The sequence below is a fragment of the Streptococcus sp. Marseille-Q6488 genome, from assembly GCF_946902925.1.
Lineage (GTDB): Bacteria > Bacillota > Bacilli > Lactobacillales > Streptococcaceae > Streptococcus.
Genome location: NZ_CAMPPZ010000008.1, coordinates 156,064 through 178,512, shown reverse-complemented (window position 1 = coordinate 178,512; position 22,449 = coordinate 156,064). Strand labels below are relative to the sequence as shown.

General features: G+C 42.6%; 13 protein-coding genes and 1 pseudogene. 2 read left to right on the top strand and 12 right to left on the bottom strand.

What is annotated here, in order from left to right; all coding sequences use genetic code 11:
* Positions 1–54 precede the first annotated feature (54 nt).
* The 8 genes from OVN23_RS04115 to rpsL all read right to left on the bottom strand — a co-directional run bounded on the left by OVN23_RS04115 (position 55) and on the right by rpsL (position 10,287).
* Positions 55–777, bottom strand: a complete 723-nt coding sequence (locus OVN23_RS04115; RefSeq protein WP_267240616.1) for a pseudouridine synthase — start codon at positions 775–777, stop codon at positions 55–57.
* A gap of 71 nt (positions 778–848) precedes the next feature.
* Positions 849–1,079, bottom strand: coding sequence for a GlsB/YeaQ/YmgE family stress response membrane protein (locus OVN23_RS04110; protein ID WP_000580443.1), 231 nt, complete (start codon positions 1,077–1,079; stop codon positions 849–851).
* A gap of 9 nt (positions 1,080–1,088) precedes the next feature.
* Positions 1,089–2,330: an aminopeptidase gene (locus OVN23_RS04105; RefSeq protein WP_267240615.1), complete on the bottom strand. Its 1,242-nt coding sequence runs from the start codon at positions 2,328–2,330 to the stop codon at positions 1,089–1,091.
* Between the two features lie 27 nt (positions 2,331–2,357).
* Positions 2,358–2,510, bottom strand: a complete 153-nt coding sequence (locus OVN23_RS04100) for a hypothetical protein (RefSeq protein WP_061439880.1) — start codon at positions 2,508–2,510, stop codon at positions 2,358–2,360.
* An 18-nt stretch (positions 2,511–2,528) separates the two neighbouring features.
* On the bottom strand, positions 2,529–6,920 hold the full coding sequence (locus OVN23_RS04095; protein ID WP_267240614.1) for a PolC-type DNA polymerase III: 4,392 nt from the start codon (positions 6,918–6,920) through the stop codon (positions 2,529–2,531).
* Positions 6,921–7,023: 103 nt separating this feature from the next.
* Entirely contained in the window at positions 7,024–9,105 is a 2,082-nt protein-coding gene (gene fusA / locus OVN23_RS04090) for an elongation factor G (protein WP_000090350.1), read from the bottom strand.
* A gap of 278 nt (positions 9,106–9,383) precedes the next feature.
* Complete coding sequence (gene rpsG, locus OVN23_RS04085) at positions 9,384–9,854, bottom strand: 30S ribosomal protein S7 (protein WP_000087873.1); 471 nt, start codon at positions 9,852–9,854, stop codon at positions 9,384–9,386.
* Between the two features lie 19 nt (positions 9,855–9,873).
* Positions 9,874–10,287 carry a 30S ribosomal protein S12 gene (gene rpsL / locus OVN23_RS04080; RefSeq protein WP_001142332.1) on the bottom strand — a complete coding sequence of 138 codons (414 nt, stop codon included), beginning with the start codon at positions 10,285–10,287 and terminating at the stop codon, positions 9,874–9,876.
* Positions 10,288–10,570: 283 nt separating this feature from the next.
* Between rpsL and OVN23_RS04075 the strand changes: the two are divergent.
* Positions 10,571–10,722: pseudogene (locus tag OVN23_RS04075) on the top strand (IS30 family transposase); the annotation flags it as partial.
* 258 nt (positions 10,723–10,980) lie between these two features.
* On the opposite strand, the gene OVN23_RS04070 reads toward OVN23_RS04075, so the two are convergent.
* Positions 10,981–12,978: a thiol-activated cytolysin family protein gene (locus OVN23_RS04070; RefSeq protein ID WP_173213347.1), complete on the bottom strand. Its 1,998-nt coding sequence runs from the start codon at positions 12,976–12,978 to the stop codon at positions 10,981–10,983.
* A gap of 475 nt (positions 12,979–13,453) precedes the next feature.
* Between OVN23_RS04070 and spuA the strand changes: the two genes are divergently transcribed.
* The gene (gene spuA, locus OVN23_RS04065) at positions 13,454–17,578 is read left to right on the top strand and encodes an LPXTG-anchored pullulanase SpuA (RefSeq protein WP_413777632.1); all 4,125 of its coding nucleotides are present in this window, start codon (positions 13,454–13,456) and stop codon (positions 17,576–17,578) included.
* A 251-nt stretch (positions 17,579–17,829) separates the two neighbouring features.
* Here spuA and OVN23_RS04055 read toward each other — a convergent pair whose 3' ends face one another.
* The 3 genes from OVN23_RS04055 to bglA form a co-directional block, all read right to left on the bottom strand.
* On the bottom strand, positions 17,830–18,879 hold the full coding sequence (locus OVN23_RS04055) for an LLM class flavin-dependent oxidoreductase (RefSeq protein ID WP_173213345.1): 1,050 nt from the start codon (positions 18,877–18,879) through the stop codon (positions 17,830–17,832).
* Positions 18,880–18,997: 118 nt separating this feature from the next.
* Complete coding sequence (glmS, locus tag OVN23_RS04050) at positions 18,998–20,806, bottom strand: glutamine--fructose-6-phosphate transaminase (isomerizing) (protein WP_173213343.1); 1,809 nt, start codon at positions 20,804–20,806, stop codon at positions 18,998–19,000.
* 190 nt (positions 20,807–20,996) lie between these two features.
* A complete protein-coding gene (bglA, locus tag OVN23_RS04045) occupies positions 20,997–22,376 on the bottom strand; it encodes a 6-phospho-beta-glucosidase (protein WP_173213341.1) in 1,380 nt (459 codons plus the stop codon).
* Positions 22,377–22,449 lie beyond the last annotated feature (73 nt).

Here is a 22,449-nt window from a genome sequence, read left to right as displayed (position 1 = left end):
AAAAACATAAAAGGCGAGGACATTGTCCCTCACCTTTTTCGAAAATAAACCAAACTAAGCAATACTTGCAAGGAGAACCTCTAATTCTTCCTTGGTCAAGCGACGCCATTCTCCTCGCTGCAAGTTCTCATCTAAAACTAAAGTTCCCATAGTCAAGCGTTGCAAGTCTACTACTTCCTTGCCACAGTAGGCTACCATACGCTTGACCTGATGGAACTTCCCTTCTGCAATGGTCACACGAATTTGGCTTTGATTTTTTTCTGTGTCTATGGACACAATCTCCAGTTTAGCGGGCTGACAAGTAAAGTCTTTAAGAGGAATTCCCTTGGCAAATGTCTCCACATCTCCTTGGGTCATAATTCCCTTGACTTGTGCCAGATAAGTCTTGTCCACATGACGCTTGGGCGAAAGAAGAGCATGGGCAAGCTGGCCATCATTGGTCAAGAGTAGAAGACCATGTGTATCAATATCCAAGCGTCCTACTGGGAAAACTTCCTTGCTCCGAGCAATATCATCCAGCAAGTCCAGAACGGTTCTGTGCTTAGGATCCTCAGTCGCTGAGATAACTCCTTTGGACTTGTTCATCATGTAGTAGACAAACTCTTCATACTCCAACACTTGCCCATCAAAGCGAATATCATCTCTTTCTTCATCAATCTGCAATTTAGCTGATTTTTCTTTTTTACCATTTACCGTCACGCGCCCAGCCTTGAGCAAGTTTTTGACCTCAGTCCGGCTCCCCACAGCGCAGGCAACTAAAAATTTATCTAATCTCATAGAACTATTATATCATATCAAAAGGAGGCTGGTACAATGACCAACCTCCTTTTCGTTTCAGATTTAAGAAATTAACTTCCTCGTCTCCAGAAAATCGCTAAGACAATCATGGAACCTAGTACTGCCGGAATAATGGCAGTTCCTGCTATTATCGGTCCCCAAGTCCCAAATAGTAAGTGACCTATAAAGGCACCAATCCAGCCTAGAAACATTTTTCCAAAACATCCCATTCGCTCTCCACGATTGGTCAAAGCACCTGCCAAGAATCCCACTAGGAGACCAACGAACATACTTCCTATCATCTTGGCTCCTTAATTTGCCCAATCTCCGTTACGGAAGAGAGGCACACGTGTTCCATCCTCACGGATCCCATCGATATCCATTTGGTTAGAACCAATCATAAAGTCCACGTGAACATCTGAACGGTTAAGTCCCGCAGCTTCAAGCTCTTCTTCGTTCATCTCTGCTCCACCAACGACGCTAGTCGCATAGGCTGCACCGATAGCCAAGTGGTTTGAAGCATTCTCATCAAAAAGGGTGTTGAAGAAGGTAATGCCTGATTGAGAAATTGGACTTGGATCTGGTACCAAGGCACATTCACCTAAGGCACGCGCACCAGCATTTTCAAATACAAGGTCTTTCATGACCTGATCACCCTTCTCAGCAGTGATGTCCACGATTTGTCCATCTTTAAAGGTTACTTTAATGCCTTCGATGATATTTCCATTATAGCTAAGTGGTTTTGTAGAGGTTACATAACCATCTGCGCGACGGAAGTCAGGTGCTGTGAAGACTTCTTCTGTCGGCATATTTGGCAAGAATCCTTCTCCTTGCGCATTGATAGCACCAGCTGATTCCCAAACGTGCTTCTTTGGCAAACCAAGTGTCAAATCTGTCCCTGGCGCTGTGTAGTGAAGGGCTGAAAATTGCTCTTTATTAAGCATATCGGCCTTGCTCTTAAGAATTGCAGCGTGTTCTTCCCAAGCCTTAACAGGATCTGCTTCGTAGACACGGCAAGTTTTGAAAATTTGGTCCCAAAGGAGATCGACTGCTTCTTCGTCGCTCGCAGCATTTGGAAAGACTTTCTTAGCCCACTCAAGTCCAGCAGCGGCTGCTACAGTCCAACTAACCTTGTTGGATTGCGTTGCGATGCGCATTGGCTTCATAGCAAGTCCCATAGCTTTAGCAGAAGCTGATAGCTTGTCAGCATCCACTCCGTTCAAGGCACCTGGATCAGATGAACGAACTCCAAGACGGCTAGCCTTGTTCTCCAAAAGATAGTTCATCTCAGCAATCTTGTATTCTGGCACATTGTCCAGACGCTCCATCGGAGCATGGAGAAATTTCTCACGGTTAATGACATCATCTGTCCACTGAACGATCACCTCATGTGCACCCAAAGCATAAGCTTCTTTGACAATTAAGTGAGCCAACTCACGTTGCTCCACATCGATAGAGAGAGCCAAAGTGTGACCAGGTTGCACATTGATTCCGTTCGCAACCAATAGTTTCGCATATTTTTCTAGATTTTCTTTAAAATTTGGTAAAACCATGTTGTTTCTCTTTTCTATTTTCTATTTTTATTTTTCTTTCAAAGCAGAGAATAATCCTGCTAAAGCAATAGCACCTGACAAGAGTGCTGTTGATAGAAGAATTATCTGATCATCAAGTTCTAATTGATATTCAAATACCTTCTCAGCTGGCCTATCTTCCGCAAAAATTCTTAGTTTCATTTTTTTCCCTCCAAGACCTTAAAACAACTCATCAAACAAACTCAACTGGTTATCCTCTGGCATATTGCCCAGAATCCCCATCTCATCCATCTTTTCAACCAAGGTTGATGAGAGCCCACCACGCTTGCGCAATTCTGTTTTAGAGAGGAATTCTCCCTCTTCACGCGATCGCACCAACTGCTTAGCAACGTTCTCTCCCAGACCATCCATTGCTACAAATGGCGGAATGAGGGTATCCCCATCGATAAGGAACTCTGTCGCCTGACTACGATAGAGATCGAGTTTGCCAAACTTGAAACCACGTTCCCACATTTCATTGACAATCTCAAGAGTTGTATAGAGGTCAATCTCCACATTAGAGGCCTCATTGTTCTTCCGTTTTTCAGAGATTTCTTCCATTCTGCGTTTGATGGCATCCAAGCCCGCACCCATGGTCTTGATATCAAAAGCCTTAGCACGAATGGAGAAGTAAGCACAGTAGTAATAAATGGGATGGTGAACCTTGAAGTAAGCTACACGCAAGGCCATCATAACGTAGGCTGCCGCATGGGCTTTAGGGAACATGTACTTAATTTTCCCACAGGACTCGATATACCACTCTGGCACCTTATTGGCCTTCATGGCTTCAATGTAGCCATTTCGCTCCTCTTCGGAAATCTTGAGCCACAAGCCCTTACGTACCCGTTCCATAATGGTAAAGGCCATCTTAGGTTCGAGACCGGCATGCATGAGGTAAACCATGATGTCGTCCCGACAACCGATAACGGTTGATAGGTCCGCAATTCCTTGCTTAATCAGATCCTGAGCATTTCCCAACCACACATCGGTACCATGGGACAGACCTGAGAGCTGAAGCAGCTCTGCAAAAGTCGTCGGATGCGTCTCATCTACCATTCCACGTACAAAGTTGGTTCCAAACTCTGGAATTCCCAGCATACCCGTCGGTGTTCCGATTTGTTCAGGAGTTACCCCTAGCACATCTGTCCCAGAAAAGAGGGCCATCACGCCTTCATCATCCATAGGGATTTCATTAGGATCGATCCCAGACAAGTCCTGGAGTTTTCGAATCATGGTCGGATCATCATGTCCCAGTACATCAAGTTTAAGGACGTTCTCATCAATATCGTGGAAGTTAAAGTGAGTCGTCTGCCATTCAGCCGTCACGTCATCCGCTGGATACTGAACAGGCGTGAAATCATAGACATCCATGTAGTTCGGAATAACAACGATTCCCCCCGGGTGTTGTCCTGTTGTCCGCTTGACACCAGCAGCACCTTGAGCGAGGCGTTCTACCTCTGCATCACGATAAAACTTGCCATAGTCCCGCTCGTAACCCTTGACAAAACCATAGGCAGTCTTGGCAGCCACCGTACCAACCGTTCCTGCACGGAAGGCATATTCCTCACCAAAAATATCGCGTACATCCAAGTGGGCGCTAGGTTGATCTTCTCCCGAGAAGTTCAAGTCAATATCGGGAACCTTGTCCCCATCAAAACCAAGGAAGGTCTCGAAAGGAATATCTTGCCCATTTTTGCTGAGTTTGTTACCACAGTTTGGACAGTCCTTATTGGGCATATCAAATCCTGAACCGTACGAACCATCGGTGATAAACTCACTGTACTGACACTGACCACAGACATAGTGAGGAGAGAGAGGATTGACCTCTGTAATCCCAATCATAGTCGCAACAAAACTAGATCCGACAGACCCACGAGAACCAACCAAGTAACCCCGTTCATTAGAACGTTGTACCAGCATCTGGGAAGCCAGATAAATCACAGCAAATCCATTCCCCAGAATGGAAGTCAGTTCTTTTTCAATCCGCAAATCGACAATATCTGGCAGCGGATTTCCATAAATCTCAAAAGCTTTCTTATAGGTCAATTCAGCGACCGTTTCTTCCGCCTTGTCGATGAAAGGCGTGTACAAATCCCCCTTAACAACTTCAACAGGTTCAAAGATTTCTGCCAAGGCATTGGGATTTTCAATAACCAGTTTACGAGCTAATTCCTCTCCCAAGAAGGCAAATTCATCCAACATTTCATTTGTCGTTCTAAAATGAGCCTTTGGAAGTGGTGCTGGTTGGGCATGTTCTCCATGCCCGATAGTTCGGTTAATCATAGCCCCCTGTCCCAAGCTACGGACGATAATTTCACGGTAAATCTCTTCTTCCGGTTCGATATAATGGACATTTCCCGTAGCTAGAACGGGCTTACCAAGACGGTCTCCAACTTCTATCAAACTCTTGATAATGGTCTGGAGTTCCTCCATATCCTTGACCTGCTCCTTAGCAATCAATGGAGCATAGATAGCTGGTGGCATGATCTCAATAAAGTCGTAATACTTGGCCACCTCAACCGCCGCATCCACACCTTGGGAAACGACTGCATCAAAAACTTCACCTTCTGAACAAGCCGACCCCAGAATCAATCCTTCCCGATGGGCATCTAAAACTGTTCTCGGAATTCGTGGCACCCCTTCAAAATACTTGGTATTAGACAGAGAAACCAGCTTAAAGATATTTTTTAGACCTACCTGATTTTTGACATAAATGGTCGCATGTTTGATCCGAGCTTTTTTATAAGAATCTGGACTAATCAAATCAATGTTTAATCTAGCCAAATCAGTCACACCATGTTTTTCTGACACCTCTTTGATAAAGATGAAAAGCAGGCGACCTGTAGCTTCCGCATCGTAATTGGCCATGTGGTGATGTTCTAAGGCCACACCAAAACGCTTGGTCAAAGGTCCCAAACCATGACGTTTATACTCAGGATAGAGGTTTCTTGCGAATTCGAGCGTATCGATAACTGGTTGACTAATTTTTGGCAGACCATGACGCTCATAATTGGCATTCATAAAGCCAACGTCAAAGGTCGCATTGTGGGCAACTAGGACCGTATCCTTGCAGAATTCTTGGAATTCTTGCAAAACTTGTTCCAGTGGCTTAGCATTTTTGACATGGTCATCTGTAATTCCAGTCAACTCAGTAGTAAAGGCTGACAAGGGATGACCAGGATTAATAAATTCATCAAATTCAGCAATGACATTCCCCTTGTACATCTTAGAGGCCGCAACCTGAATCAAGTCATTATAGATAGCTGAAAGCCCCGTCGTTTCTACGTCAAAGACCACATAGGTCGCTTCCGACAAGTCCATCTCCACTTCGTTATAGACGATAGGGACACGATCCTCCACGATATTGGCTTCCATTCCATAAATCAACTGGATTCCCGCTTTTTTGGCCGCCTTATAGCCGTGTGGGAAGGACTGAACATTTCCATGATCCGTGATGGCAACCGCCTTGTGTCCCCACTTAGCAGCTGTCGCAACGATTTCTTCTACCTCTGGCAAAGCATCCATAGTCGACATGTTAGTATGAGCGTGAAACTCAACCCGACGCTCACCTTCTGACATCAAATCCTTCCGCTCATAGTGAACAACTTCCTGCACATCCTGCACGTTCATCGTCAAATCGCGTGTGAAGTTATTCATCTCCACATTCCCACGCACTCGGAGCCAAGAATTTTTCTTAATTAGATCAAACTTCTGGGCCTCTTCCTCGTTCTTAACCCACTTTTGCATCGAAAAACTTGAAGTGTAGTCCGTCATTTTAAAGTTGATCAAAACACGCCCTGTTCTGGTCACTTTTTGCTCCACATCAAACACAACCCCTTCAAAGACCAGACGATTTTCCTCCGTCGTCACTTCAATCATAGGAGTAATCTCTGCCTTATCTAGCTTTGGCTTAACCGCAGCCTTTTTGGCCTGAAAATCAAAGGCTGGTTTCTCTTCCGCTGGAGGAGGTGCCATCTGTTCCAGTTGCTCCATAGCACGGAGCGCTTCCTCATTGGCGGCTTGAACAATCTGCTCATTTTCAGCATGAAAAGCCTCTTCCTGCTCTTGGGTCAGCACATCATTTTTCTCTACTTGACAGTTAAAAGTTGGAAAACCAAATTTTTCAAGTTGTTCGGCTAAATTAGGAAGATGATTTTTCTTAAAGTGTTCCTTATCAATCGCCTCAGATCCTTCAATAAAGAGTTGGTCCCCCTCCGCACGAACTTGCAAATTTTGATAAAGAGACTTAAAACCTTGACTAGCACATGGTCCCTCAGAGAAAGCCTCCCTATAGTAGGACTGCAAGAGCTGATTTGAAAATTCTTGAGACCGAGTCTTGATTTCAAAAACAGCTTTATTGCCTGTCTTAGAAAATTCCTCACTCAGCCCTTTTTTTAATTCTAAAAAGATTTCAATCGGTAAAATATTAGAAAATACGAAATGAAACTCCCATACCTTACTAATTTTATGAACCACAACTCGCTCAATATCGGCCTGTGATAAAGCAGGATCCTGCCTCATTTCAGCAGGCATCCCCAGTTGATTCATCAAAATTTCAAAACTGTTTGACATTTATTTTCCTCACATTATTCTCCTACTATTTTACCATATTTAGAGGTGTTTTCTAAAGACAAAAGGAAGCCACTAAGTGACTTCCTTCTAGAGTGAGGACAGATTAGTCTTCACCTTTGTTTTTCTTAATGATTTCTTCTTGTACTGACTTAGGTACATCTTCGTAGTGGTCAAATACCATCATGAATGTACCACGTCCTTGAGATGCAGAACGAAGAACTGTTGCGTAACCGAACATTTCAGCAAGTGGAACGTAAGCACGAACGATTTGGCTGTTACCATGTGCTTCCATACCATCTACACGTCCACGACGAGCAGTTACGTGACCCATAACATCACCAAGGTTTTCTTCTGGAACAGTGATTGTTACAAGCATCATTGGCTCAAGGATAGCTGGTTGTGCTGATTTAGCAGCTTCTTTAAGGGCAAGTGAAGCCGCGATCTTGAAGGCAGTTTCAGATGAGTCGACATCGTGGTATGAACCATCGTAAAGCTTAGCTTTAACGTCAACCATTGGGTAACCTGCAAGAACACCGTTAGCCATAGATTCTACCAAACCTTTTTCAACCGCTGGGATAAATTCACGAGGAACCACACCACCGACGATTGCGTTTTCGAATTCGAATCCTTTACCTTCTTCGTTTGGAGTAAATTCAATCCATACATCACCAAATTGACCTTTACCACCAGACTGACGTTTGAAGAATCCACGAGCTTGAGTAGAAGCGCGGAATGTTTCACGGTAAGATACTTGAGGAGCACCTACGTTCGCTTCAACTTTGAACTCACGACGCATACGGTCAACAAGGACGTCAAGGTGAAGCTCACCCATACCAGAGATAACTGTTTCACCAGTTTCAACGTTTGTTTCAACGCGGAATGTTGGATCTTCTTCAGCCAATTTTTGAAGGGCGATACCCATTTTGTCTTGGTCAGCTTTAGATTTTGGCTCAACCATCAATTGGATAACTGGTTCTGGAACGTTGATTGACTCAAGAATGATTTTAGCTTTTTCATCTGTCAATGAGTCACCAGTTGTAGTATCTTTCAAACCAACGGCAGCAGCGATATCACCTGAGTAAACAGTGTCAATTTCTTGACGGCTGTTAGCGTGCATTTGAAGGATACGTCCGATACGTTCACGTTTACCTTTAGAAGTGTTCAATACGTAAGAACCTGATTGAAGCACACCTGAGTAAACACGGAAGAATGTCAAACGACCTACGAATGGGTCAGTCATGATCTTGAAGGCAAGAGCTGCAAATGGCTCTTCGTCAGATGCTGGACGAGTTTCTTCTTCGTCTGTATCTGGGTTAACACCTTTGATCGCTGGGATATCAAGTGGGCTTGGAAGGTAGTCGATAACCGCATCAAGCATTAATTGAACACCTTTGTTCTTGAAGGCAGAACCACACAATACTGGGAAGAATTCAACGTTGATAGTCGCTTTACGGATACCAGCTTTCAATTCTTCGTTAGTGATTTCTTCACCTTCGAGGTATTTCATCATCAATTCTTCGTCAGTTTCAGCAACTGCTTCAATCAATTTTTCACGGTATTCTTGAGCTTGGTCAAGGTATTCAGCTGGGATGTCTTCTTCAAGGATATCTGTACCAAGGTCGTTCGTATAGATTTCAGCTTTCATCTTAATCAAGTCGATGATACCACGGAAGTCATCTTCAGAACCGATTGGCAATTGGATTGGGTGTGCATTTGCTTGAAGACGATCGTGAAGTGTGCTTACAGAGTAAAGGAAGTCAGCACCGATTTTGTCCATTTTGTTGGCAAATACGATACGTGGAACTCCATACTCAGTTGCTTGACGCCAAACTGTTTCAGTTTGAGGCTCAACACCTGATTGTGAGTCAAGAACGGTAACCGCACCATCCAATACACGAAGAGAACGTTGTACTTCGATTGTGAAGTCCACGTGTCCTGGTGTGTCGATGATGTTTACGCGGTGGTTGTTCCATTGAGCTGTTGTCGCAGCAGATGTGATAGTGATACCACGCTCTTGCTCTTGCTCCATCCAGTCCATTTGTGACGCACCTTCGTGAGTTTCACCGATTTTGTGGATTTTACCAGTGTAGTAAAGGATACGCTCAGTTGTAGTTGTTTTACCAGCATCGACGTGAGCCATGATACCGATATTACGAGTTTTTTCAAGTGAAAATTCGCGTGCCATGAGGTTTGTTTCTCCTATTTATTTTTGATTTCTATTCTATTATAACACGATTTTAATAAAAACGGATAGGCAGGACCTACCCGTTCTCAATGTTTTCATGCTATTGTTGGTTTCAACTTACGAGCTGGTAAGTTGAGTTATAGCTAATACTAATCGATTTAGCTAATTTGAACCCGGGCTAAAAGCTCGGAAAATAGATAAGCTCTCCTAGAATCTTCGATTCTTCGTCAAGCTTCCTAATTTTCAGTCGCTTTTTTAACGCCCTTAGTATCTTAATCTTACCAACGGAAGTGTGCGAATGCACGGTTAGCTTCAGCCATACGGTGAGTGTCTTCACGTTTCTTAACAGCTGCACCAGTGTTGTTAGCAGCATCCAAGATTTCTTTTGCAAGACGGTCTTGCATTGTGTGTTCACCACGAAGACGAGCGATTGTTACCAACCAACGAAGTCCAAGTGTTGTACGACGTTCTGGACGAACTTCAACTGGGACTTGGTAGTTAGAACCACCAACACGACGTGCACGTACTTCAAGTACAGGCATGATGTTTTCCATAGCTGTTTCAAATACTTCAAGTGCATCGTTGCCAGTAGCTTCTTTGATTTGCTCAAAAGCACCGTAAACGATTGAAGCAGCTGTACCACGTTTACCGTCAAGCATAACGCGGTTGATAAGACGAGTAACTAGTTGTGAATTGTAAAGCGGATCTGGCAATACGTCACGTTTTGGAGCTCTATTTTTACGACTCATTTCTCTTTATCCCCTTTCCTTATGCTTTTGGACGTTTAGTACCGTATTTAGAACGGCCTTGTTTACGATCGTTAACACCTGCAGTATCAAGTGCACCACGGACGATATGGTAACGTACCCCTGGAAGGTCTTTTACACGTCCACCACGAAGAAGCACCACGCTGTGCTCTTGCAAGTTGTGTCCGATACCTGGGATGTAGGCAGTAACTTCGATAAGGTTGCTCAAACGTACACGAGCGAATTTACGAAGGGCTGAGTTAGGTTTTTTAGGTGTCATTGTTCCAACACGAGTTGCAACACCACGTTTTTGTGGTGAAGAAACGTTTGTTTGAACTTTTTTATGACTGTTGTAACCAACGTTCAAAGCTGGTGATTTAGATTTTTCTACTTTTGATTTACGCGGTTTGCGAACCAATTGGTTAATTGTAGGCATCTACATTCTCCTGTGTTTTTTTATTTTTGGTGATGATACACTTGGTGACAGCTATCATCTGTGTGTACTTTTGCAACATTTGTCAGCACGTCCCTGTACACTCTTGAGAGACCAAAAGTAAAAAGTACTGTCTATTATTGTAACAAAATTTTCCCTTGGTTGTCAAGATATTTTTCTTTTTTATTGTTATTTTTAGCTGGGGGTAAGTTCTCAAAGTAATTTCCACTTGCCTTACCAAAGTGGAAATTAGTCTAAAACGGATTTTTATGGTGGAATTAAGTGTGAGACTTTCCGTTCCATCGTTGAGAATATGGGAAAAGGCCCGTCAACGATTTCAAAGGAAATTAAGCGCAATCGCATCATGCATCCAACATCCGTCAAATCTGATTGCACGGATTGCCCACTTCTCAAAAAGCTCCTTATGTCTGTAACAACGCATTTTTTCTCATACTAAAAGCTAGGTTGTGGAAAACTGGAAGTTAGTTTTATATTGAATTGAAATAAGACATGAACAAATCTATTGGGAAAGTCAACTTAATTTCTAGAAATGTTTTAATAGCAACAACGTACTATTCTAGTTTCAATCTGCTATAGAAGTTACCCTTTTCATTCTCTCAAAAGTCAATCATAAAAGAGGAGAAATCGAAGTTTCTCCTCTTCACTGTTTACTATCGAATCAAGTAAATCAAATCGTTACTCATTCACAATTTTTTCATCAACTTTAGGGTTTAGAGTTGTTCCCCAATGTGTAATTGTACGCTGTTGTACTAGTGGTAAGTCTGTGCGGTTGTAAACTGTACGCCATGGTTCCCATACAAGACCCGTCTTTTCTTGAACCTTGATGCGAAGATTACGGACATTTCCTTTAAATTGAATCTCTGTTTGGAAGCCTGAAGTTCTGTTTTTTCCGTTATCTTCCCATTGACGTGAACGGATTTCTGGATTTCCTTGTTCATCATATGTAATTTCATCCCAATAGATGTAGTAACGCGCAACATAAGCACCCTTATGATGAAGTTTCAAGAAGCCATTTTTGTAAGAAGTAACCTTCGTTTCGATATAGTCTGTACTATTTTGTAAAGTTGCTTGGGCATTATCTTTTAGGAAGGCAGTCTTATATGAGATTGGCACAGCTGGACTTTGAGCGCTAAAGTTAGCTCCTTCTCTGATGAGTTCCTTCAAGTTTTCGACTGTTCCTGTGACAACTTTGGCGGCACCGCTAGCATTACCTCCTACAATTACCGCTGTTACAGAAGTATTCTTCAATAGACGGCTCCATTCAGAATTTGGAGCAATTGTTGCGCCTTTGATAACCGCATTGATAGCTGCTTTTAATTCAGTAGACTTACTTGTTGACTCAAACTTAACATAGATTTGACGTCCGTAAGAAACGTTTGATACATATACAGGTGGAGTTTGTGAATCAACGCCTCTTTGTTTTAAATCTTCAGGTGTCACACTCTTGTCAAATACAGCCGCTGGATTGGTCGGTGCATCAAATGTCGCTGTATAGTAGATTTGTTTGAAGTTTACAACTTCAATTTGCTTTTCACCCTTTTGCACAGCCTCAAAGTCAATCTTGAGCGGTGCACCTGCTTTTTCAAAGTCTGCACCAAATTTTGCTTTCAATTGGTTCATGCTATAGGCTGTAGTTGATTCATACTGAACACGGGCAGGAACGGAATGGCTAGATGAGTAATTCTTTGTCCATCTTTCAACCAAGGTATTCATCGCAGACTGCATACCACTAGTTGTAGGATCTGCTTCAATTCGGCTGTCAGACTGAATCATACCAGGTAAATCGACGCTGACTGTCCCCTTTGCACGGGCAAGACTAATCAATTCTGGCTGATTTTCTAGCAGATTTTGGTTTGCCTTATACAAGCCACCTAGGAAGACATTTTGATTTCCATTGATGGAAACATCTGCTGTGCCTGTAGAGAGGGTTTTCTTGATTTTTTCTACAACGACAAACTCTCCATTTTGTTCCTTAGCACTTGTGTTGTAGCGATTTTCTAAGGTTTCTCCCTTGCGAGTTAAAATATCCAAAGGATTATAAGTTAAGCCAAAAAGGTAGTCTTTCAATGCTGATGTTTGATCTACTACTGGTGCAGTTCTATCCTGTCCAACTTGAGTTGTTGCTGAACGGAATACTTCCACTTCTGCCAAGCTCAATGGGGTATTTTTAGTTTTCAACTCCACTTTTACATAACGAGCGTCTTTGGCGGTGAAGAAAACTTCAAGTTCTGCCTTCCCATTCAAACTATCAAAGTGTTGACGAGCAACTTCTTGTTTTGCTTCATTTAACAAAACAACATCAAAATTGGAAAGACGATTAGCTACATCCCCATCTCCACGATTGTAAAGTTTAACTTTTCCAACATTCTCTGTTTTTCCAAGATCAACTTGCCACCAAGCATTGTCTTCAAAGTTTGTGTGCGTTACAGAATGGTGCCCATAGTCACTATCAACATTACCATCCACTGCTCGTATAGCAGTTCCTCCATAAGCAGTAGAACTTTGACTAGCTTGTTTTCCACGAGCGATGTTTTCTGTCTCAACTGGACGATTCCCTTGCTCTGTAGCCAAAGCTACTCCCTGAGCGTTCAATAAAAAGGCCGCAACAACAGCACTACACACACCGAGTCCACACTTTTTGACAAAGCGATGCAAACGTTTTTCTTGATTCATTCCTTATTCCTCCGTTTTTAAATGAATACGTTTTCCTATTTGTCTATAGTCTATCAAATTTCAAGTAAAAGTCAAGCACAAACCAGCAAAAAAGTCAAGAAAATAAGAAGAAAACGTTTGCTGAATTTTTCTGATATTTTCTTTAGATTTCCAGTAAATACTATAGTTTGGAAACTAGATAAAACTTGAGAAGCGCTAGCTTTTTCTCTTCCTATTTATAGTTTCGCTAGATGAACTTTTTAAAAGAAATATTAGAGATCAATTTCTGAATAAAAATATCTGAGAACACATCCTCTTCCTAATAATACGTCTTGTCTTATGTGACATTTTTATCTCCACCATTTATACTGATATATAAAATAATACGGAAAACTTCTCAAAAGTAAGAATTTCTTTGACAAACCAAAGAAAACGCTTGCATATTATTTTGCTACATGCTATACTGATATAGAAATTTATTGATTGGAGAATCATTATGAGAAAAACACCAGCTCAAACTGAGAAAAAAATGGTCTACAGCATCCGTTCCCTCAAAAATGGAACTGGTTCTGTCCTTATCGGCGCAAGCCTTGTCCTACTTGCTATGGCTACGCCAACTATCTCAGCCGACGAAAGTACAACAACCACTAACGAACCCAGCAACGGAAATACAACCATCCTTGCCCAACCTCTCACTGATACAGCAGCTGGCTCTGGTAAGAAAGAAAGTGATATTTCTTCACCCGAAAATGCAAACGCTTCCCTAGAGAAAAAAGAAGAAAAACCTGCAACAGAGCCAACAACTCCTGTTGCAAGCCTAGCCGATTCAGCACCACAAACCGGACAAGATCGTTCAAATGAGCCAACCACTTCTGCTAGTCCAGTAACGACTGAAACTAAGGCAGAAGAGCCAATCGAAGACAATTACTTCCGTATCCATGTCAAAAAACTTCCTGAAGAAAACAAGGATGCTCAAGGACTATGGACTTGGGACGATGTTGAAAAACCATCTGAAAACTGGCCTAACGGAGCCTTGTCCTTTAAGGATGCCAAAAAAGATGACTATGGCTACTACCTAGATGTCAAATTAAAGGGAGAACAAGCCAAGAAAATTAGCTTCCTCATCAACAATACAGCTGGAAAAAATCTAACCGGCGATAAATCTGTAGAAAAACTAGTTCCAAAAATGAACGAGGCTTGGTTGGACCAAGATTACAAGGTTTTCTCTTACGAACCACAACCTGCAGGAACTGTTCGCGTCAACTACTACCGCACGGATGGCAACTATGACAAGAAATCTCTCTGGTACTGGGGAGATGTGAAAAATCCAAGTAGCGCTCAATGGCCTGACGGAACAGACTTTACGGCTACAGGCAAATATGGTCGCTATATCGACATCCCTCTTAAGGATGCCGCCAAAGAATTTGGCTTTTTATTACTAGATGAGAGCAAACAAGGAGACGACGTGAAAATCCGTAAAGAAGATTATAAGTTCACAGATTTGAAAAATCATAGCCAAATTTTTCTAAAAGACGATGACGAATCGATTTACACAAATCCATACTATGTCCATGATATCCGTATGACAGGAGCCCAACACGTAGGAACATCTAGCATTGAAAGTAGTTTTTCAACACTAGTCGGTGCTAAAAAAGAGGATATCCTCAAACACTCCAACATCACTAATCACCTAGGAAACAAAGTAACTATCACCGATGTTGCAATCGATGAAGCTGGTAAGAAAGTGACCTACAGCGGAGATTTCTCTGACACAAAACATCCTTATACCGTTAGCTACAATTCCGACCAATTCACTACCAAAACAAGCTGGCGCCTTAAAGATGAGACTTACAGCTATGATGGCAAACTTGGAGCTGACTTAAAAGAAGAAGGAAAACAAGTTGATTTGACCCTTTGGTCACCAAGTGCTGATAAGGTTTCTGTTGTTGTCTACGACAAGAATGACCCTGACAAAGTAGTTGGAACTGTCGCTCTTGAAAAAGGGGAAAGAGGAACTTGGAAACAAACTCTAGATAGCACAAACAAATTAGGCATCAAAGATTTCACTGGATACTATTATCAATACCAAATCGAGCGTCAAGGGAAAACTGTTCTTGCACTCGATCCTTACGCTAAATCTCTCGCTGCTTGGAACAGCGATCTTGCAAAAACAGACGATGCCCATAAAGTGGCTAAAGCTGCCTTTGTAAATCCAGCCAAACTCGGACCTCAAGACTTGACTTATGGTAAGATTCACAACTTCAAGACTCGTGAAGATGCCGTTATCTACGAAGCTCATGTGCGTGACTTCACTTCAGATCCTGCCATCGCAAAAGATTTGACTAAGCCATTTGGTACTTTTGAAGCCTTTATCGAAAAACTAGACTATCTCAAAGACTTAGGTGTGACCCACATCCAGCTCCTTCCAGTCTTGTCTTACTACTTTGTCAATGAATTGAAAAACCATGAACGCTTGTCTGACTATGCTTCAAGCAACAGCAACTATAACTGGGGATATGACCCTCAAAACTACTTCTCATTGACTGGTATGTACTCAAGCGATCCTAAAAATCCAGAAAAACGAATCGCAGAATTTAAAAACCTCATCAACGAGATCCACAAACGTGGCATGGGAGCTATCCTGGACGTAGTGTATAACCATACAGCCAAAGTCGATATCTTTGAAGACCTAGAGCCAAACTACTACCACTTTATGGATGCTGACGGAACACCTCGAACTAGCTTTGGTGGTGGACGTTTGGGGACAACCCACCATATGACCAAACGCCTACTAGTTGATTCTATCAAATACCTAGTTGATACCTACAAAGTAGATGGATTCCGCTTCGATATGATGGGAGACCATGATGCGGCTTCTATCGAAGAAGCTTACAAGGCTGCACGCGCCCTCAATCCAAACCTCATCATGTTAGGCGAAGGTTGGAGAACCTATGCTGGTGATGAAAATATGCCTACTAGAGCTGCTGATCAAGATTGGATGAAACATACCGATACTGTCGCTGTCTTCTCAGATGACATCCGTAACAACCTCAAATCTGGTTATCCAAATGAAGGTCAACCTGCTTTTATCACAGGTGGCAAACGTGATATCAACACTATCTTCAAAAATCTGATTGCTCAACCAACCAACTTTGAAGCAGACAGCCCTGGAGATGTCATCCAATACATCGCAGCCCATGACAACTTGACCCTCTTTGACATTATCGCTCAGTCTATTAAAAAAGACCCAAGCAAGGCTGAGAACTATGCTGAAATCCACCGTCGTTTGCGACTTGGAAACCTCATGGTCTTGACAGCTCAAGGAACTCCATTTATCCACTCCGGTCAGGAATATGGACGTACTAAACAATTCCGTGACCCAGCCTACAAGACTCCAGTAGCAGAGGACAAACAACCAAACAAATCTCACTTGTTGCGTGATAAGGATGGCAATCCATTTGACTACCCTTACTTCATCCATGACTCTTACGATTCTAGCGATGCAGTCAACAAGTTTGACTGGACTAAGGCTACAGATGGAAAAGCATATCCTGAAAATGTCAAGAGCCGTGACTATATGAAAGGGTTGATTGCCCTTCGTCAATCTACAGATGCCTTCCGACTTAAGAGTCTCCAAGATATCAAAGACCGTGTCCACCTCATCACTGTCCCAGGTCAAAACGGTGTAGAAAAAGAGGATGTAGTAATTGGCTACCAAATTACTGCTCCAAACGGTGATATCTACGCAGTCTTTGTCAATGCGGACGAAAAAGCTCGCGAATTTAACTTGGGAACTGCCTTCGCCCACCTCAGAAATGCTGAAGTTTTAGCAGATGAAAACCAAGCAGGGTCAGTCGGAATTGCCAACCCTCAAGGACTTGAATGGACTGAAAAAGGCTTGAAATTGAATGCCCTTACAGCTACCGTTCTTCGAGTCTCTCAAAATGGAACTAGTCATGAGTCAACTGCAGAAGAGAAACCAGACTCAACCCCTTCCAAGCCTGAACATCAAAATGAAGCTTCTCACCCTGCACATCAAGATCCAGCTCCACAAGCTAGACCTGATTCTACTAAACCAGATGCCAAAGTAGCTGATGCAGAAAATAAACCTAGCCAAGCTACAACTGATTCACAAGCTCAACAACCACATAAGGACAATAATACTCAATCACTTCCATCTACGCCTACTCAAACTATTGTCACTTCCTATACTCCAGCTTATACAAATAAGAAATCGGAAACTCCAAATCAGACAACTAAAGCTAGTTGGAAACAAGAAAATGGCATCTGGTATTTCCATAAAGCAGACGGTTCTCTAGCTACTGGTTGGATAAAAGATGGAGATACTTGGTATTATCTAAAAGATGATGGCTCTATGGTAACTGGATGGGTCAAAGATGGCAATGTTTGGTACTTCCTAAATAGTAACGGTTCTATGTCAACCGGTTGGGTTAAGGATGGAGATACTTGGTACTATCTTGAGCCATCAGGAGCTATGAAAGAAAATCAATGGTTTGAAGTTTCTGGCAAATGGTACTATGTTGATTCATCAGGTAAACTTGCAGTTAATACAAGAGTTGAAGGCTATTTGGTCAATGAAAACGGTGAATGGGTTAGCTAAAACTGCTACTGTATAACCTTTGCATAGCTAGATATAACTAGATATAACTAGATATAACTAAGCACAACGATAACAAACTCCTGTTTACAGGAATTAGTCTCCTTGCCCTTCTAGGTCTCGGCTTCTTGCTAAAAAACAAAAAAGAGAACTAAACTAGCCCTCCTATAGAAAAATCCCCCAAGCATTAACGCTCGGGGGATTATTTTTTGTACAATATTTGTCGTCCTAATCAGCCTGATTAGGATTTTTTATTAAGCCTCTTTCATGGCAAAATAAGCCCGTACTTTTGGAGCCACTTGCGTGCCGAAGAGTTCAATAGCTCTCAGGACTTGGTCATGAGGCATGGAACCAAGCGGTAGATGGAGCATGAAACGGTCCAAATCTAAATCCTCAATCATGCGAATCAATTTTTCTGCCACCTGATCTGGATTTCCCACAAACATAGCACCATTTGGCCCAACTTGCTCCAAATATTGCTCATAACTCAATTCATGCCAGTGTGGACGGTCTTTGGAAATTGCATCCACCACTTGCTTGGTCGGATGGAAATAATCTTTTACAGCCTGCTCGCTATCTTCAGCAATCCAACCCCAAGAATGAGCTCCAACCTTTAGTTCCTGGCTAGCATAACCCGCTTCGCTCCCAATCTCACGATAAGCCTGAATCAACTTTTTAAAATAACGAGGGTTGCCACCAATAATGGCATAGACAATCGGTAGGCCTTCCTGAGCAATCTTCACTGTTGATTCGACATGACCACCTGTCGCTATCCACAAGGGTAATTTGTCCTGAACTGGACGAGGATAGACTTCTTTGCCAGAGAGTGTTTGGGTCAATCGCCCTTTCCAGTCTAGCTTGGTCTTTTCATTGACTAACTGAAGCAAGTCTAATTTCTCATCAAAGAGGGCTTCGTAGTCTTTCAAATCATATCCAAACAAGGGAAAAGATTCCGTGAAAGAACCCCTTCCGGCCATAATCTCCGCACGTCCATTTGACAAAGCATCGATAGTGGCATACTGTTGGAACAAGCGAATCGGATCCATGCTCGAGAGAATGCTGACTGCACTGGTCAAACGAATTTTCTTGGTATTGACTGCCCCAGCTGCCAGGACAATCTCTGGCGCAGATACCGCAAAATCCTCTCGATGGTGCTCACCAATCCCATATACATCCAAGCCAACCTTGTCAGCTAGTTCAATCTCTGCCACCAACTGACGAATGCGTTCGGCATGACTGTAAGTTTGCCCAGTCCCTTCAAGCTCCGTTGTTTCCCCAAATGTTGAAATTCCCAATTCTACCATTGTGATTCTCCCTGTCTATTTCTGTCCTTCAATTTGAAAAATTATTCTAACACGAATCTTGAGTACAGGCAACCAATTTGCTCACAAGAAAAAGCCTAGATAACTAGACTTTTTTAGCTTATTCTACCGTTACTGATTTAGCAAGGTTACGTGGTTTGTCCACATCGAGACCACGGTGAAGTGTTGCAAAGTAAGCGACTAATTGCGTTGGCACGACCATTGAAATTGGTGAGAGGTAAGGGTGTACAGTCGTAAGGACGATATCATCTGTCTCTTTAGCAACATTTTCTTCTGCGATAGTGAGAACCTTGGCACCACGGGCTGCGACCTCTTGGATATTTCCACGAGTATGGTTGGCAAGGACTGGATCTGACAAGAGGGCCAAAACAGGTATTCCTTCTTCAATCAAGGCAATGGTTCCATGCTTGAGTTCTCCTGCCGCAAAGCCTTCACACTGGATGTAAGAAATCTCTTTAAGTTTGAGACTTGCTTCCATGGCTACATAGTAATCTTGACCACGCCCAATATAAAAGGCATTGCGAGTTGTTTCAAGAAGCTCACGAACCTTGGCTTCAATGGTTTCTTTCTCTGAAAGAGTTGATTCGATAGACTGAGCTACGATTGACAACTCATGAACCAGGTCAAAGGCTTGCGCTTTAGCATTGCCATTTGCTTCTCCGACTGCTTTTGCCAGGAAGGCAAGGGCTGCGATTTGTGCTGTATAAGCCTTTGTTGATGCCACGGCAATTTCAGGACCTGCATGAAGAAGCATGGTATGGTTAGCTTCACGAGAAAGAGTTGAACCTGGGACGTTTGTCACTGTCAAGCTTGGGATTCCCATTTCATTAGCCTTAACCAAAACCTGACGGCTATCCGCTGTTTCACCAGACTGGCTGATAAAGATGAAGAGTGGTTTCTTGCTGAGAAGTGGCATACCGTAGCCCCACTCAGATGAGATTCCCAGTTCAACTGGTGTATCTGTCAATTCTTCCAACATCTTCTTAGAAGCAAATCCTGCGTGGTAAGATGTTCCAGCTGCAAGAATGTAGATACGGTCTGCGTCTTGAACAGCCTGGATGATAGCTGGGTCTACGACAACTTGACCAGCCTCATCTGTGTAGGCTTGGATGAGTTTACGCATAACCGTTGGTTGCTCGTCAATTTCCTTGAGCATGTAGTAAGGGTAAGTTCCTTTACCGATATCTGACAAGTCAAGTTCTGCAGTATAGCTAGCACGCTCACGACTGTTGCCATCATAGTCTTGAACTTCGACACTATCAGCCTTGACGATTACCAATTCTTGGTCATGAATTTCCATATATTGGTTGGTTTCACGAATCATAGCCATCGCATCTGAGCAGACCATGTTGTAGGCTTCCCCAAGACCAATCAAAAGTGGTGATTTATTCTTAGCTACGTAGATAACTTCAGGATCTTGTGAGTCAACCAAGGCAAAGGCATAAGAACCACGGATGATGTGAAGAGCTTTTTTGAAGGCTTCAAGAACTGAGAGGCCTTCTTCTTCCGCAAATTTTCCAATCAAATGAACGGCGATTTCAGTATCTGTTTGCCCCTTGAAATGGTGACCTGCAAGGTATTCTTCCTTGATTTCAAGGTAGTTTTCAATCACCCCATTGTGCACCAAAACAAAACGTTCAGTCTCAGAGCGGTGTGGGTGAGCATTGTCCTCAGTTGGTTTCCCGTGAGTTGCCCAACGAGTATGTCCGATACCAGTTGTTCCCTCAACACCAGCTGTCTTAGCAGACAATTCTGCAATACGACCAACAGCCTTCACCAAATGGTTCTCAGCACCACCTAAGACAAAAATCCCCGCAGAATCATAGCCACGGTATTCGAGCTTTTCAAGCCCTTGAATCAAAATATCAGTTGCATTTGTGTTTCCAACAACACCAACAATTCCACACATAGTATATACGACACAGGCAAGCTGTGCTTTCTCCTTAAATTGGTATAGTCTAATTCCTCTTTTATAGAATCAGCAAAAACAGTATATACTTGTTTCTTTCACTTGTCAAGAGTTAAAATTGGTATAGTTAAAATTCATCTCCTGTAAGCAAAAAACTCTGACCAATTAGGATAATCAGTCAGAGTCCTTTTTAAAATCCATTATTATCGCTTAATTCCTTGAACCAGTGCCCTGATTTCTTCAGACGACGTTCTTGCGTTTCCAAGTCTAATTCGACCAAACCATAGCGATTTTTATAGCTGTTGAGCCATGACCAGCAATCGATAAAGGTCCAAATTAAGTAGCCCTTACAATTGGCTCCGTCTTCAATGGCACGGTGCAGTTCACGAAGATGACCTTTTACAAAGTCAATACGATAATCATCTTGAATCATCCCATCTTGACGGAATTTTTCCTCTCCTTCAACACCCATACCATTCTCTGTCAACATCCACTCGATATTACCATAATTTTCCTTGATATTTTGGGCAATGTCATAAATCCCTTGCTCATAAATCTCCCAGCCACGATGAGGATTGATTTTACGTCCAGGCATCACATAAGGCTCGTAAAAATGTTCGGGTAAGAGTGGACTCTCTGGATGCTTAGCAAATCGAGGTGCCATAACACGCAAAGGCTGATAGTAGTTGACACCAAGGAAATCCACTGTATTTTCACGAATGAGCTCCAACTCTTCCTCCGTAGTATCAGGCAAGAGACCGTGTTCATGCAAGATTTCTACCAACTCCTGTGGATAAGTCCCCAAAACAGACGGATCTAAGAAAGATTGGGCCTGAAAGAGATCCGCAATACGAGCAGCCTTGACATCAGCAGGATGCTGGCTACGTGGATAAGCCGGTGTCAAGTTGAGGACAATCCCAATCTTGGAATCTGGCAAAAGTTCATGACAAGCCTTAACCGCCTGACTGCTGGCCAATTGTGTATGATAAGCTACTTTAACCGCCGCTTCTGCATCCACCTTATGTGGATAATGGGCATCGTAAAAATATCCAAATTCTACTGGAACGATTGGCTCGTTAAAGGTAATCCATTGATCCACTAAATCTCCATAAGTCTCAAAACAAAAACGAGCATAGTCTTCATAGGCTGAGACAGTCGCCTTATTTTCCCAACCGTCCCCATCTTCTTGAAGAGCAAAAGGCAGATCAAAATGATAGAGATTGACTAAAAGACGAATTCCTTTAGCCTTAATAGCCTCAAAAACCTTACGATAGAAATCCACACCTTGAGCATTGACTTCCCCACGCCCTTGTGGAAAAATCCGTGACCATTGAATAGAAGTCCGAAAGGCTGTGTGACCAGTTTCTACCAGTAGCTCAATATCCTGTTCCCAATTTTCATAAAAGGTCGATGTCTTATCTGGACCAATCCCATTATAGTAACGATTTGGCTCCACTTGGTACCAATAATCCCAGAGATTATCTCCCTTACCGTCACCAGCTACACGTCCTTCTGTTTGTGGTCCAGAAGTAGAGGATCCCCAGACAAAATCCTTTGGAAATCTTAGCATACATTTACCTCTTTATCTACTCATTTTTCCCATTATACAGAAAAAACAAGGTAAAAACTAGTTACATTTTTTC